The sequence below is a fragment of the Noviherbaspirillum pedocola genome, assembly GCF_016632335.1.
GTDB classification, from domain to species: domain Bacteria; phylum Pseudomonadota; class Gammaproteobacteria; order Burkholderiales; family Burkholderiaceae_D; genus Noviherbaspirillum_A; species Noviherbaspirillum_A pedocola.
In genome coordinates this window covers 1-13,921 of the sequence record NZ_JAEPBG010000050.1, presented here as the reverse complement: position 1 = coordinate 13,921, position 13,921 = coordinate 1, and the positions used below count along the sequence as shown (strand labels likewise).

General features: G+C 59.3%; 13 protein-coding genes and 1 pseudogene. 10 read left to right on the top strand and 4 right to left on the bottom strand.

What is annotated here, in order from left to right:
* A partial coding sequence (locus tag JJB74_RS32545; protein WP_200598703.1) for a universal stress protein occupies window positions 1-526 on the bottom strand: 526 nt, incomplete at its 3' end.
* A gap of 247 nt (window positions 527-773) precedes the next feature.
* Between JJB74_RS32545 and JJB74_RS32540 the strand changes: the two genes are divergently transcribed.
* The gene (locus tag JJB74_RS32540; RefSeq protein WP_200598702.1) at window positions 774-2,411 is read left to right on the top strand and encodes an acyl-CoA synthetase; all 1,638 of its coding nucleotides are present in this window, start codon (window positions 774-776) and stop codon (window positions 2,409-2,411) included.
* A 59-nt stretch (window positions 2,412-2,470) separates the two neighbouring features.
* Window positions 2,471-2,721: pseudogene (locus JJB74_RS33605) on the top strand (transposase); the annotation flags it as partial.
* A 14-nt stretch (window positions 2,722-2,735) separates the two neighbouring features.
* On the opposite strand, the gene JJB74_RS32525 reads toward JJB74_RS33605, so the two are convergent.
* Window positions 2,736-3,644 carry an NAD(P)-dependent oxidoreductase gene (locus JJB74_RS32525; protein ID WP_200598699.1) on the bottom strand — a complete coding sequence of 303 codons (909 nt, stop codon included), beginning with the start codon at window positions 3,642-3,644 and terminating at the stop codon, window positions 2,736-2,738.
* A 92-nt stretch (window positions 3,645-3,736) separates the two neighbouring features.
* Window positions 3,737-3,982, bottom strand: coding sequence for an alpha/beta hydrolase fold domain-containing protein (locus JJB74_RS34315; protein WP_407672459.1), 246 nt, complete (start codon window positions 3,980-3,982; stop codon window positions 3,737-3,739).
* 164 nt (window positions 3,983-4,146) lie between these two features.
* On the opposite strand from JJB74_RS34315, the gene JJB74_RS32515 reads away from it, so the two are divergent.
* The 8 genes from JJB74_RS32515 to JJB74_RS32480 all read left to right on the top strand — a co-directional run bounded on the left by JJB74_RS32515 (window position 4,147) and on the right by JJB74_RS32480 (window position 12,260).
* Window positions 4,147-5,337, top strand: a complete 1,191-nt coding sequence (locus tag JJB74_RS32515) for an ABC transporter substrate-binding protein (protein ID WP_200598697.1) — start codon at window positions 4,147-4,149, stop codon at window positions 5,335-5,337.
* 123 nt (window positions 5,338-5,460) lie between these two features.
* On the top strand, window positions 5,461-6,318 hold the full coding sequence (locus JJB74_RS32510) for a branched-chain amino acid ABC transporter permease (RefSeq protein WP_200598696.1): 858 nt from the start codon (window positions 5,461-5,463) through the stop codon (window positions 6,316-6,318).
* Window positions 6,315-7,271 carry a branched-chain amino acid ABC transporter permease gene (locus JJB74_RS32505; RefSeq protein ID WP_200598695.1) on the top strand — a complete coding sequence of 319 codons (957 nt, stop codon included), beginning with the start codon at window positions 6,315-6,317 and terminating at the stop codon, window positions 7,269-7,271. The genes JJB74_RS32510 and JJB74_RS32505 overlap by 4 nt, the downstream gene beginning before the upstream one ends.
* Entirely contained in the window at window positions 7,268-8,023 is a 756-nt protein-coding gene (locus JJB74_RS32500; protein WP_200598694.1) for an ABC transporter ATP-binding protein, read from the top strand. The genes JJB74_RS32505 and JJB74_RS32500 overlap by 4 nt, the downstream gene beginning before the upstream one ends.
* Window positions 8,020-8,733 (top strand): ABC transporter ATP-binding protein, encoded by a 714-nt coding sequence (locus JJB74_RS32495; RefSeq protein WP_200598693.1) that lies wholly within the window; start codon window positions 8,020-8,022, stop codon window positions 8,731-8,733. The genes JJB74_RS32500 and JJB74_RS32495 overlap by 4 nt, the downstream gene beginning before the upstream one ends.
* The gene (locus JJB74_RS32490) at window positions 8,723-9,964 is read left to right on the top strand and encodes a thiolase family protein (RefSeq protein ID WP_325170220.1); all 1,242 of its coding nucleotides are present in this window, start codon (window positions 8,723-8,725) and stop codon (window positions 9,962-9,964) included. Before JJB74_RS32495 ends, JJB74_RS32490 begins: the two co-directional genes overlap by 11 nt.
* A gap of 50 nt (window positions 9,965-10,014) precedes the next feature.
* Window positions 10,015-11,547, top strand: a complete 1,533-nt coding sequence (locus JJB74_RS32485; protein ID WP_200598691.1) for an AMP-binding protein — start codon at window positions 10,015-10,017, stop codon at window positions 11,545-11,547.
* Complete coding sequence (locus tag JJB74_RS32480) at window positions 11,544-12,260, top strand: GntR family transcriptional regulator (RefSeq protein WP_200598690.1); 717 nt, start codon at window positions 11,544-11,546, stop codon at window positions 12,258-12,260. The genes JJB74_RS32485 and JJB74_RS32480 overlap by 4 nt, the downstream gene beginning before the upstream one ends.
* A 218-nt stretch (window positions 12,261-12,478) precedes the next feature.
* On the opposite strand, the gene JJB74_RS32475 is transcribed toward JJB74_RS32480, so the two are convergent.
* On the bottom strand, window positions 12,479-13,636 hold the full coding sequence (locus JJB74_RS32475) for an IS701 family transposase (protein WP_234485051.1): 1,158 nt from the start codon (window positions 13,634-13,636) through the stop codon (window positions 12,479-12,481).
* Window positions 13,637-13,921 lie beyond the last annotated feature (285 nt).

Below are 13,921 nucleotides of genomic sequence, written 5' to 3'. Positions count from 1 at the left end.
AAAGGGCAGCTTGACTGCCCCGACGGACAAGTTGCGTCCGCCGCAGACCAATTTTATTCCCTGGCCGCCTGAGCAATCGACACTGCGTGCTTTCGCTCATGCGAACTTCCTTATTGCAACGGAACCGCACCTTCTGCGTCACGCTGCCGAGCAGCATCCGGTCAATTCCTTTGCGGCCATGCGAGGCGATGAAGATGCAATCGCACCCAAGCTGCTTCGCGGTATTCACGATCTCTTCGGAAGGATCGGTGCCGAGCACAGTCACTGTTTCGCAAGGTACGCCAACCTCCTCCGCAGCGGCCGAGATGCGCTGCACGTTATTCTGCGCCCGTTCTCGCGCCGCTTTTTCAGAGACTTCCGAATCGGGCAGAAATACTGGTTCGACGAACGGAGAGTTCAAGTACGGCTCGGCGACGCTCATGGCGACGAGCTTGCTGCCGTTGTGCTGGGGGAACTCGATGGCCGCATTCACTGCCTTCTCGGCCAGTTCAGAGCCATCCGTTGATACGAGTATGGTTTTGAACATGATGCTCTCCTATCCTCTTTGCCGACATGCGACGGGAAATACAAATTCATCGTATGCCTGCCTGGTAGCCGACACCATGGGTCTTTTTGTCTTACATCAAAAAAGACCCAATTGTTGGAGACGCCCATCCGTGCCGCGCAGGAATTTCGGCATACTGCGGACCAATTCGCGGTGACTGGTCGTGATACTTTTGCTGGCGCGTGAACATACAAAAACAGATCCTCTTTACTCATGGAGCGCAAACGCCATGGCCAACATTTTCAACGCCGGACTGGAACGCAATGCCGCCAATTACGCGCCGGTCACCCCTCTGAGCTTCCTCGAACGCGCCGCGGCGGTCTATCCGCGCCGGACCGCCATCGTGCATGGCACCCTGCGTCGTACCTGGTCCGAAACGTATGACCGCTGCCGGCGGCTGGCCAGCGCGCTGGCTGAGCGCGGCATCGGACTCGGCGACACGGTCGCGGTCATGCTGCCCAATACGCCGCCGATGGTGGAAGCGCATTTCGGCGTACCGATGACCGGCGCGGTGCTCAATACGCTTAACACCCGGCTCGATGCGCCCGCCCTCGCCTTCATGCTCGAGCACGGCGAAGCCAAAGCCGTCATTGTCGATCGCGAGTACGCCGGCGTGATGCGCGATGCGCTGGCACAGTGCGGTCGCGCGCCTTTGATCATCGATGCCGATGATCCGGAATATGCCGGTGCCGGCACACGCATCGGCACCATCGAATATGAGGAACTCCTCGCCGGAGGCGATGCGGATTATGCCTGGCAAGCGCCCGCCGACGAATGGCAGGCGATCTGCCTGAACTACACCTCCGGCACCACCGGCAACCCGAAAGGCGTGGTCTACCACCATCGCGGTGCGTACATGAACGCGGTGTCCAACATTCTTGAATGGGACATGCCGAAGCACCCGGTCTACCTGTGGACGCTACCGATGTTTCACTGCAATGGCTGGTGCTTTCCGTGGACGGTTGCCGCGCGTGCCGGCGTCAATGTCTGCCTGCGCAAGATAGAGGCTGCCATGGTGTTTGGCCTGATGCGCGAGCACCGCGTCACCCATTACTGCGCCGCGCCGATCGTGCACAGCCTGCTGCTGAATGCGCCCGATGCGATGAAGGCCGGTATCGAGCGGCGTGTCAGCGCAATGGTCGCGGGCGCCGCACCGCCGGCGGCGATGATCGAGGGCATGGAGAAAATGGGCTTCGACCTCACACATGTCTATGGCTTGACCGAGGTGTACGGCCCTGCCGCCGTGTGCGTGAAGCATGCGGAATGGGAGGCGCTGGACATTGCTGAGCGCGCGCGCCTGAACGCGCGCCAGGGCGTGCGCTACCACCTGCAGGAAGCCGTGGCCGTGCTCGACCCGGCCACGATGCAGCCGGTGCCGGCCGATGGCGAGACGATGGGCGAGATCATGTTTCGCGGGAACATCACGATGAAGGGCTACCTGAAGAACGCCGAGGCAACCGAAGCCGCGTTCGCTGGCGGCTGGTTCCACACTGGAGACTTGGCGGTGATGCATCCGGACGGCTACGTGAAGATCAAGGACCGCAGCAAGGACATCATCATCTCCGGCGGCGAGAACATCTCGAGCATCGAGGTCGAAGACGTGCTGTACCGCCACCCCGCCGTGCTGGCCGCCGCGGTAGTCGCGCGCCCCGATCCGAAGTGGGGAGAAGTGCCGTGCGCCTTCATCGAGCCGCGCGCCGGTAGCAACGTGAGCGCCGACGAACTGATTGCCCATTGCAAGGCCCACCTTGCCGGATTCAAGGTGCCGAAGGCGGTCATCTTCGGCGAGATACCGAAGACTTCGACCGGCAAGATCCAGAAGTTCACGCTGCGCCAGCAGGTGCATTCGACCGACGCGCTGGAATGACGGCTGATCTGCGAGGCTGCAATGCTGGCGCGGACATTCCTTCTCTGGCTGCTGATTTTTTAGGCGATGACGGTTATACCGGCGGGCGCTTCACCCAAGGCGTTCAACAAATTCTCAGGGCATCGGTCGAGATTGCCAAGCGCAATGAATTGCATCCTTTGAAGTAATGTCCAAGCGCTGGGTCGTGGAGCGCTCAATCGCTTGGCTGGAGAAATGCCGTCGGCTGCGGAAAAACTGCGAATGTAAGCTTGAAATCAGCCTGCAGTTCGCTATCTTGGCGTTCCTCGCACCGCTATTGAAAAGACATTGAGCGGGCTCTCAGGTTCATGATGAAGTCTTTCCGCGCACCAAGGTTCCATTTCTCTGCTCCACAACCTTCAGAATTGTGGTGAAGTCTTGGTCACCCCAGCCTGCCTCGAGGGCCGAGTGCCAGACCTGTCGCGCCTGGTCGATAACGGGCATCTCGACATTCAGGGCGTTTGCCTCGCGCAACCCAAGCATGACATCCTTGTCAAGAATTGACAAAGCGGCACCAAAGTCGAAAGTCCCGTCCACGCCCCTACGCAATATTTCGCATGCGCTGAAACTCTGTCCCGAGCCAGCTTTTAGAACGCGCAGCATCTCGCCCGCATCCAGACCTGCCTTGGCGCCCATCGCCAGCCCTTCGCAAGCCACGATCATATTGGCAGCCATGATCAGGTTATTGACGACCTTCATGACCTGAGCCATGCCCGGCCGTTCACCAAGTGTGTAGATCTCCTTGCCTATCATCGCCAGGAGCGGCCGCACAATCTCCACGGCTGTCGGCTCGCCCGCCACCATCATTGTAAGCTTGCCCGCGCGGGCAATCGGCGGCCCGCCGGTCACCGGCGCATCGATGGTATCGATTTCCTGCGATTCGAGGCCGACGGCGATCTGTTCGATCGTCTCCTTCCCGATGGTAGACATCTCCCCATATACCTTGATGGCGGAACCATGCACTACCCCTTGAGGCCCTAATGCCGCGGAAAGTGAAATCTCTGGGCTGGACAAACATGCAAAAACGATGGAAGCAGCATTCGCCACGGACTTGGGCGAGTCATGGGCAACCGCGCCAGCGGCGACAAAGCGTTCCATCGCGGAGCGCATAGGGTCGTGGACATGCAGGCGGAAAGCCTTGCCAAGAAGTCGTTCGGCCATTGCGCCGCCCATCTGGCCAAGGCCCAGAAAGCCGACGTTCACAGGTTCTGTCATTCAGATGCTCCGGACTGGTTCCAAAACGAAGTATATACATTGTCTTTCCATCACGTTTCCGATCCAAGCCGTACACCATGTGACCGTCTGCTTTACCTTCGTGGATAACAGCGCCATGCGGAGAAAGCCCTGGATTCGTCTATGCCGAGGGTGTGCGTTCTCGGCTGCCCGGCGGACCGCTTGCCAGCAATCACCCGTCGCCAAGAGTATTTGCGTTGCGGTGCCAGCCTGTAGTCCCTCGAAAGCAAGGGCGCTTCGCTGAGTGCGCCCGAGTCGCGGCATATATGGTCGTGCGTTTCGATATTACCAATAACGAATGCGCCATTATGAAAGAACACCACAAGCCCCGTGCGCTGCGCCCACAAAGGACGATTCAGCTTGACTGAAATCGCAGCGGAACCTGTCGTAAGGAAACATCAATATTCGTAAAAGTATGTTACGCGTTGATATGTGATGTGTTATAAACGACGTGTAACATGTTACAAATAAAACGGAGACAAGCATGAAAATAAGGAAATTTGCCGCATGGCACGCTACAACCGCCGTTATGGTCGCATTTTTGGGCATGGCCAATGCGCACGCGGCGGATCCAGACGCCTTCCATATCGGCGGAGTTGTATCGCTCTCGGGCACATACGGGATTTTTGGCGAAGACATGCGCAAAGGCGTCGAAATCGCGATCGACCAGCGCGGCGGCAAGGTCCTCGGCAAGCCAATCAAGGTGACCTGGGAGGATGACGAGACCAAACCGCAACCAGCCGTGCAAAAAACGACCCGGTTGATTGCCGACGGCGCGCATATGATCTTCGGCGCAGTGAGTTCCTCGTCGACACTGGCAATCATGAACATCACCAAGCAACGTAAGATCCCGCACCTGGTCACAATGTCCGCCGACGACAAGATCACCGTGCCTGGCGGCTCACGCTACACCTTCCGCACGTCGAACACGCTCGGTATGGAACAGCGCATGGCGCTGAGCTACACCAAGGACCAGAAAATTAAGCGAGTCTATGGCGTGACGGCCGACTATCAAGCCACGCGCGACAGCTGGGAGTGGTACCGCAAGGAAGCGGAAAAGGCTGGAATTGAAGTCGTCGGCGCGGATTTTCCGCCTCTGGGCAACCGTGACTACTCGTCCATCGTCGACAAGATCGCCAAATCGAACGCCGATGGCGTGGCCCTGTTCATGACTGGATCTGACGCGGTCACGATAGTCAAGCAGGCCGGTCAGGTCAATCTTGGCAAGAGCAAGAAGATCTTCGGGCCAGTGATTGCCGACGAAACGATGGCCGCAGGCGTGGGCCCGACTTCGATCGGCGTGAATTCAGGCGTTCGCTATCACTACACCGTCGATAATCCGGCCAACAAGAAGTTTGTCGAAGCTTATCGCAAGAAATTCAACGAGTTTCCGTCCAGCGCGGCCGGCGAAGCCTACGACGGTATGGCATGGTGGCTAGACGTCATCGAGAAAACCGGCAGCTGGGATAAGGAAAAATGGGTAGAGGCAATGGCCACTAGCGTGCGCGATAACTCCGTCGAAGGCCGCAAGGAAATGCGCGCATGTGATCACCAGGCGTTGCAGGACGGTCTGTGGGGCGAAGTAGTCGCCGGCCGTGCTCCCAATCCGGATTACATGATGAAGATCGTTCACGTGTACTCCCCCAAGCAGATTTTCGAACAGTGCCAGAACTGAGCATTCTGCCCCAAACGCGCTAGCGCTCCTTGCCGGTGAAGTCTCTGCCGGCAGGCGTCGTGGCCGGCCGCCCCAATGCCAGCTCGCGCGTATCTGCACAACTCCTCCTGTGTAAGGCTTCCTATGTCCATGATCATCATCGGCCTCAGCCTCGGCATGCTACTGTTCCTGCTTGCATCCGGGCTAACGCTCATCTTCGGCATGCTTGGAGTCATTAACTTCGCTCACGGCGCCCTGTACATGCTCGGTGCCTACCTTGCCTTCGAAATTATCCGCCGCACGGGTTCCTTCGCCTTGGGCCTGGTGGCGGCGACCCTGACCACCGCCGCCATCGGTGTCGTCATGGAACGGCTCGCGCTGCGCCCGCTGTATGCGCGACCGCATTTCTATCAGCTGATCCTCACATTCGGCTTCATCCTCGTGATTACCGAAGCCGTCAAATTCACCTGGGGCCTAGGCTACAAGGAAGCCCCGATGCCGACTGCACTTGCAGGAACGATCGCTCTGTTCGGAAGCACCATCCCCGTTTACCGCTTGTTTGTCATTGCCTTCGGCGCATTTGTTTCCATCGCGCTATTTCTGGCCCTCGAGCGCAGTACCTTCGGCGTGAAAGTGCGCGCGGCCAGCAGTGACGCAGAGATGGTGCAGATACTCGGGCTACGCGCAGCAACGATCCGAAATGCCGTCTTCGGGCTGGGCGCGGGGCTAGCCGGGCTTGCCGGCGCCATCGCCGCGCCCCTGTTTCCAATCGAGCTTGGCATGGCCACTAACATGATCATTGACTGCTTCATCGTGGTCATCCTCGGCGGCCTTGGCAACATACGCGGCGTGGTCGCCGCAGCACTCCTGATCGGGATGGTGCGCGCAGTCGGCTACACGTTTGTCCCGAGCTGGGTCGATGTGATGACGTTCTCGCTGCTGATCGCCACCCTGATGACTCGTCCTCAAGGACTGTTCTCACGTCCGGCGAGGTCAGCATGATTACCCGCCCGTTTGACCTTGCGGTTAGTGTTCTGGTCGGCGCGACGGTCATCGCGCTGCCATTTGCGACACAAAACGACTTCTTTCTGAATCTTGCACTGCTGGTGATGATCTGGTCGATCTTCGCACTCGGCTTCGACTTGGTTTTCGGATCGCTTGGCATGGTGTCCTTCGGCCACGCCAGTTTCCTGGGCATGGGCGGCTATATCCTCGCGATCTTCACCCAACGTTATGGCTGGTCCTTCGAGGCCAGCATGGTAGCCGCCGTGGCGGCCGCCGCGCTGCTGGCGTGGATCGTCAGCTTCTTTGCGCTGAGGGTGTCCGGTATATTCTTCGCGCTCGTGACGCTCTCGCTGTCGCAGCTGCTTTACATTCTTGCAGACAGCAAGCTGCGAGAATGGACGGGTGGTGCCGACGGCATGGCCGGCGTCACTCGGCCGCAACTGTTCGGTGTCGATTTCTTCGCCACCCAGCCGTTCTACTGGTATGTGGCAGCCTTGTTTACCCTTGTCGTCGCGGGTGTCGCGATGTTCCGGGCTTCGCCTTTCGGCCGGGTCATGCAAAGCATCGCACAGAACGAAATCCGCACCGAGCAGCTTGGCTACAACGTCCACCGCATCAAGCAGATCACCTTTCTTGTGTCAGGCGGCATCAGCGGCCTGGCCGGCGCCCTGCTGGGCTCGCTGCTTATGTTCGTCAATCCGCAGATGCTGCACTGGACCACCTCAGGCGATGTCATCATCATGACCCTGCTGGGCGGCGCCGGGACACTGTGGGGGCCGGTTGGCGGTGTGATCCTGTTTGAGGTTCTCAAAGAGTGGCTGAGCGGGCAGACGCAATATTGGTATGGCCTGCTTGGCATGGTGTTCATTCTCGCCACCATCTTTTTCCCCAAAGGCTTCCTCGGAGAAGCCCGCCGCCTCGCGGCCCGCGTGCAACGGAGAAAGCCATGACGAACATTGGACTTGAATGTCGTGACGTCACGGTCAGCTTCGGCGCCCTCAAGGCGATCGACGAGTTCAGCCATCAGTTTAAAACGGGCCGCATCTATGGACTGATTGGTCCTAACGGTGCCGGGAAGACCACCTTACTCAATGTGCTGGCGGGCCGCCTCGCCCAGAATAAAGGGGCGGTCCTGTGCAACGGTGCCGATATCTCCGCCATGCCGGCCCACGAGCGTGCACGCGCCGGCATTGGGCGCAGCTTCCAGATCACCAAGATCTATCCCGAAATGACCGTCGCTGAGAACTTGCGCATTGCCGCGCAAATCAAGCATTCACGGTTTCTGCCATTTTGGAATGCCACGCGCTATGACAGGCGACTGCAGCAGGACATCGAAGCGATGCTTGAACTGACCGGCCTAGCCCCGCACTGCAATGAGATTGCAGGCACCATGTCCTACGGTCTGCAACGGGCGCTAGAGCTAGGCGTCACCCTCCTGCCGCAGCCCACCATCCTGCTTCTTGACGAACCGCTCGCCGGCATCGGCCACCACGAGATCGCAAGTGCCACCCGGCTGATCCGTTCCGCGGCCGAGGGGCGTACCGTTCTGCTGATCGAGCACAACATGGATGCGGTCATGTCCCTGTCGGAGGAAATCGTTGTCATGAGCAACGGTCGCAAAATCGCCTGTGGTGCGCCGCAAGCGATCCAGTCCGACCAGACCGTGCGTTCCGTCTATCTCGGTGAGGAGACTGCAGCATGATGGTTCTCGATAGCGCCTGTGTGCAGTACGGACTGGCACGCGCACTCCATGATGTCTGCATCACGGCATCGCAAGATGAAATTATCGCCATCGTCGGCAGGAACGGCGCGGGCAAGTCGACCACGCTCAAATCAATGATGGGACTGCTGCCCTTGTCGAAAGGAAAGCGCCTGTTCCAGGAGCGGGATATCACTACGCTGCCCGTTGAACAGATCAGCCGGCTCGGCGTGGGTTTCGTTCCCGACACGCGCCGGATCTTTCCCAACCTGACCGTGCACGAGAACCTGCGTATGGGCGCCCTCGCGCATAAGCCGGGGTATTGGACCATCGAACGTGTTCTGGAGATTTTCCCGCGGCTGCAGGAGCGCATAGGTTTCGGAGGCGATCAGTTGTCCGGCGGCGAACAGCAAATGCTCTCGATCGCCAGGGCGCTGCTAGGCAACCCGAAGATCCTGCTCCTGGACGAACCGACAGAAGGCCTGGCGCCAAAGATTGTCGACGAACTGATTGACGTGTTCGTCCAGGTGCATCGTCTGGGAACAGGCCTAGTGCTGGTGGAACAGAATCTGAAGGTGCCAATGCGTCTGGCGGACCGACAGTACGTGCTCGATCATGGCACGGTCGCCTGGTCAGGCACCTCAAAGGAGCTCGACGCCCAGCGCGACCACGTTGAATCAATCATTACGACAGGAGTATCCAGTGAAGAATGAGAAAACCTATATCGTCGGCGTGGGCATTACTCCGTTCGCCAAGCAAATCGAACGCAGCGTGAAGGACCTCGTCCGCGAGGCGGTGTCGGCGGCACTGAAGGACGCCGGCTGTGACAGCAGTGCCTTGCAAGCTGCTTATTTCGCCACCGCCGGCCAAGGCGCCATCGAAGGTCAGTTCATGGTTTCCGGCCAGATTGCGCTAGGGGCAATGGGTATCATGGGTATCCCGGTGACCAATGTCGAAAATGCATGCGCCAGTTCCAGCACGGCGCTCAACGCTGCCCGGCTGCATGTCGCCTCCGGTGCAGCGGATATCTGCCTTGCGGTCGGAGTCGACAAACTGTTTTCGGTTGACAAAGAACGCAGCTTCGCCGTGTTCGACGGTGCCTGGGATGTGCATGCCGCTGAGCAGCAGATGCGCCACTTGATGTCGCTATCGACCGACGTTCAGCCGCCCAAGGGCTACGTCGAGCCCGGCAAGCGCAGCGTCTTCATGGACATTTACGCAAGCCTCGCCCGTCTGCACATGAAAACCTTCGGCACGACCCAGCGTCAATTGGCTGCTGTGGCCGCGAAAAACCATGTCCACTCCACTCGCAACCCACTGGCGCAATTCCAGTACCCGCTGACGATCGACGAAGTGCTCTCAGCGCGGGCAGTTTCCTGGCCGCTGACGCTGCCGATGTGCGCACCGATCAGCGACGGTGCCGCGGCGGCGATCGTTTGCAACGAAGATGGATTGCGGCGGCTGCAGCGCGGCCGGGCGGTTGAAATCCTGGCCAGTGTGATGCGCAGCGCCACTGACCGCCGTGCCGACCAGTACGACCGCCACCTGTGCCATCTTGCGGCCAACGAGGCCTATGAAAGCGCCGGACTGGGACCGCGCGACATGTCCCTGGCCGAAGTACACGATGCCACGGCATTCGCCGAGATCCAGCAAACCGAAGCGCTCGGTTTCTGCGCGTTCGGCGAAGGCGGGGTAATGGCCGAGACAGGTGCCACCACGCTGGGCGGGCAGATCCCGATCAACGTGTCCGGCGGGCTGCTGTCCCGTGGCCATCCGATCGGCGCCACGGGCCTGGCGCAGGTGTTCGAAATGGTCACGCAGTTGCGCCACGAGGCGGGGCCGCGCCAGGTGGAAAACGCGCGCTTCGCCATTGCGGAAAACGGCGGTGGTTTTTCCGGCGTCGAGGAAGCGACCACCTGCATCACGATCCTTGGGCGCCCGTAACGCACTACGCCACGCCGTTCAACCCTACCAAGATCATTACATTGCCAGCCATGAACCTCAGCCAACTATTTCAGCGCAGTGTCCAGCTGTATCCCGATTGCACCGCAGTGATCTGCGGCAACCAAACCCGCCTCACCTACCGCGAGCTTGACCAGCGTGTGGGTGCACTCGCGCACTGGTTCAGACACGGTCTTGGGCTGCAACCCGGCGAGCGGCTGCTGTTCGTGCTGAAGAACTGCCCGGAATACATCGAAAGCCTGCTGGCAGCGTGGCGGGCCGAGTTGTGCGTCGTGCCGGTCAACAGCAAGCTGCACCCTAACGAGATTGCGGGCATGGCCGGGGACGCGGGCGCCCGCAAGTGCCTGTCGCATGGATCGCTCGCCGATTCCCTGCGTGAACACCCGGCGATACATGCTCAACTCGATGTGATTGACACCGAGTCAGAAAACTATCTCACGGCGCTGGCATCGCCATACTTGCCAGTCGGCGGCAGCTGCAACGAGAGTGATTTGGCGTGGCTATTCTTCACGAGCGGTACGACCGGCCGCTCTAAGGGCGTGATGATCACGCACGCCAACATGGTGAGCCTTGCGCTCAACTTCTGGGCCGACGTCCAGCCGGTGGCCCAAGGCGACGCTCTTATTCATGTGGCGCCGCTATCACATGGTTCCGGCCTGTACAGCGTTCCCTACTGGATCAAAGGCGGCACGCAGGTATTGCCTGAATCAGGAGGGTTCGACGAAGCCGAACTGTTCAGACTGCTGGATACCCATCACCGCGCAAGCCTGTTTGCAGCGCCGACAATCGTCCAGCGCATGGTGCGCTACGCCAATGAGCATGACGTGCGCCCTTCCGGCCTGCACACCCTGCTGGTGGGTGGCGCGCCTTTCTACATCGAAGACATCAAGGCTGCCGTGCAGTGCTTCGGCCCGAAGATCGCCCAGGTTTACGGCCAGGGCGAGAGTCCGATGACAATCTCCGGTATTTGCGCGGAACAGCTCGGTGCCGCAGTCGATGCCGGTGACAGTCAGTTGCTCGGCTCGGTCGGCTTCCCGATGACATCGATGCAGGTGTCAGTCGTCGATGGCGACGGCCATCCGGTCGCAACGGGAGAGCTTGGCGAAGTGACTGTGCGTGGCCCGGCAGTGATGGCAGGATACTGGAATAATCCGCAGGCCACGGCAAGCACGATCGTTGAAGGTGCATTGCGAACCGGGGATGTCGGCCTGATTGACGAACGCGGCCTGCTGCACTTGCGCGACCGCTCCAAGGACGTGATCATCAGCGGCGGCACCAATATCTATCCACGCGAGGTAGAGGAAATCCTGCTGACACATCCGGCAGTTGCAGAGGTGTCCGTGGTGGGAGCGCAGGATCCGGAGTGGGGAGAATCGGTCGTGGCATTCATCGTGCGACAGCCGGATGTCACTGTTGAAGACGCCGACTTGGATGCGCATTGCCTGAGCGCGATCGCCCGCTTCAAGCGGCCAAAACGATATATTTATGTCTCTGACCTGCCTAAGAACGGCACAGGTAAGGTATTGAAAAGAGAATTGCAAAAGCGAATTGGAACATTTGCATGAAAAAAGCAACCGGCCTCTTCAATCGGGAGGCTGTGAGTCAGACTGAGAAGGCATACGTCGCCCTGGAGGAGCTTATCGTTACAGGAGAACTGCCGCCTGGAAGCCAATGGTCAGCAGTTACCTTGAGTGAGCGTATTGCACTCGGCCGGTCGCCTACGCACGCCGCACTTCAAAAACTAGCGTTCCAGCGCTTGGTAGATATTGCGCCCCGAGAAGGGATCTTCATCTCCGAGATCGACTACCCAGGGCAAATTAAAATCATTCAGGCGCGCCGCGAGATCGAAAAACTGATCGTTTCTGAAGCATCGCAATGTGCCACTGAACAAGAGCGCGAAGGCATGCGCAACCTCATCAAGCAGTTGCAGGCGTTGAAGGCGCACCCGGATATGCGCGAATACCTGCGTGCCCATTTCGAGCTGACCAGACTGCTCGGCGAGGCTTCCCGCAACAGCTATGCTGCCGAGTTCTACGCGATGCTGCAGACCCTCGCGCGCCGCTTCCTGTTTTTCCACCAGGAGCGTTACACGAATCTCACCACGATCTGCGATATCCACATTCGGCAATTGCAGGCGGTTGTGGACGGGGCTGTAGAAGGAGCCGTCGAAGCGGCTGCCGCCCGTAACGACTATGCAGAGAATTTCGCCCGCAACATCTTGATGGAAATGATTAATTCATCGGCCGTGACCGTCAGGGCCAACTCGTCGCGGCGCTAGGGCTGAGTCTCTCATACTGGCGAAGTTCATAGTTAGACCGCTTTATACTACAGTTGTAATTTATGTTGCCCTCATCCGTCGGCGCCAATGACAGAGCATGGCGATGGATTGATGATGTCGTCGCCAATGTGACCAATGGATGATGAATGCGAGGCAGGGACGCACCCGTCCGAGTATCTGCCATATCAGCTTGCGCAATTCCCGCACGCTTAGCGGTACTAATGTAATCGCTGTTGCTTCCAAAGCTGCATGGCGTCGTAGCGGGTCTTTTTTTTAAACATCGGCCGCTGCGCCGAGATCGCGTACAAGACGGTGAGGTAGGCATGCGCCGTCATGGCCAGAGTGATGTGCCGATACCAGCCATGCCAACTGCGGACCTCGTACTGGTCCAGGCCGACCTCTCCCTTAGCCGCTTCGAAACACTCCTCGATAGCCCAGCGGGAGCCAGCCACCCGCACCATGTCCTCCAAGGGGCAGCCGCGCGGCACGTAAGCAATGTAATAGGCGATCTCTTGCGGGTTGGCCAGGCTGCGGCGCAGCAGCAGCCAGCGCTCACCAGGTATCTGCCAGCTCAGCAAAGGCAAGCGTGCCCAGTCATAGAGCCGGGGCCCTTTGGCTCCGTCCCCCGCAGCCAGCCGTACCCAGTCCTCAGCAGAGGCGGTAGCGGCCAAGGCCTGTACGGTGACCTGCCGTATTTCCGGAAGCCAGACGTACTGATTGGAAGCCAGTGCCAGCACATGCCAGATCTGCTGCTGTTCCAGCCAGAGGCGAAGGCGGCGATGATTGCCATAGACTTCATCGCCGGTGACCCAGCGAAACGGCACATCTGCAGCGATTGCACGCTCGATCATGCGCCGGGCCAGCTCTGGCTTCGTGGCAAAGGAAACGGTCTCGGGCACCTTCGCGGCAATGCGATCTTCGTCACTGTCTGTCCATTCCCGCGGTAGATACAGCTCGCGGTCGATCAACACGCGGCCCCTGTTGCTGACATAGGCCAGGAACACGCCGATCTGACAGTTCTCGATGCGGCCTGCAGTGCCGCTGTACTGGCGCGCGACGCCAACCGAATGCTGTCCCTTCTTAAGAAAGCCGGTTTCGTCCACGACCAGCACCGCGTTTGGGTCAGCTAGGTATTCCAGAGAATAGATGCGAACGTCATCCCGCACCGCGTCGGCATCCCACCGCGCCCGATCCAGCAGATGCTGAATGCTGTATGGCACGCGCTGCCCAGCGACCTCGGCCAGTTGCCAGCCATTCTTGCGCTCGACAGGCTGCAGTAAACCTTGCAGGTAATCCCGGGCGCGCTGCTGCATCTCCTTACGCCCAAAACGCCGCCCGATACGCGCCAGCAGATCGTCCAGAGTTTGCTGCCACATCCGGCTCTCTTGCCGGTATTTCTGAATAACAGCGTCCATGATCACTGCTCCTCCAAGCTGCAACCTTGAACGACATCCTAGGACAAATATTGGCAATTACAACTGTAGTATTTAATCGCTCAACACTCCACCGTCTAGCATTCCGACAACCGCTCTAGCGGTAATGTCATGGACTCCCTCCTCCTCCGGGGCTCGGTAGACTGGGGGCACGCGAAGCATGGGCATCGCATCCAACGTAGGAGGCAAACATGGCAATCGTACGGGTCGGTTTGGATATCGCAAAGC

Excerpts from the sequence above, each read along its gene's own strand:
- JJB74_RS32505 (WP_200598695.1), top strand. The coding sequence starts at position 6,315 with ATGATTACCCGCCCGTTTGACCTTGCGGTTAGTGTTCTGGTCGGCGCG.
- JJB74_RS32485 (WP_200598691.1), top strand. The coding sequence starts at position 10,015 with ATGAACCTCAGCCAACTATTTCAGCGCAGTGTCCAGCTGTATCCCGAT.
- JJB74_RS32480 (WP_200598690.1), top strand. The coding sequence starts at position 11,544 with ATGAAAAAAGCAACCGGCCTCTTCAATCGGGAGGCTGTGAGTCAGACT.
- JJB74_RS32495 (WP_200598693.1), top strand. The coding sequence starts at position 8,020 with ATGATGGTTCTCGATAGCGCCTGTGTGCAGTACGGACTGGCACGCGCA.
- JJB74_RS32540 (WP_200598702.1), top strand. The coding sequence starts at position 774 with ATGGCCAACATTTTCAACGCCGGACTGGAACGCAATGCCGCCAATTAC.
- JJB74_RS32500 (WP_200598694.1), top strand. The coding sequence starts at position 7,268 with ATGACGAACATTGGACTTGAATGTCGTGACGTCACGGTCAGCTTCGGC.
- JJB74_RS32475 (WP_234485051.1), bottom strand. The coding sequence starts at position 13,636 with ATGTGGCAGCAAACTCTGGACGATCTGCTGGCGCGTATCGGGCGGCGT.
- JJB74_RS32525 (WP_200598699.1), bottom strand. The coding sequence starts at position 3,644 with ATGACAGAACCTGTGAACGTCGGCTTTCTGGGCCTTGGCCAGATGGGC.
- JJB74_RS32515 (WP_200598697.1), top strand. The coding sequence starts at position 4,147 with ATGAAAATAAGGAAATTTGCCGCATGGCACGCTACAACCGCCGTTATG.
- JJB74_RS32510 (WP_200598696.1), top strand. The coding sequence starts at position 5,461 with ATGTCCATGATCATCATCGGCCTCAGCCTCGGCATGCTACTGTTCCTG.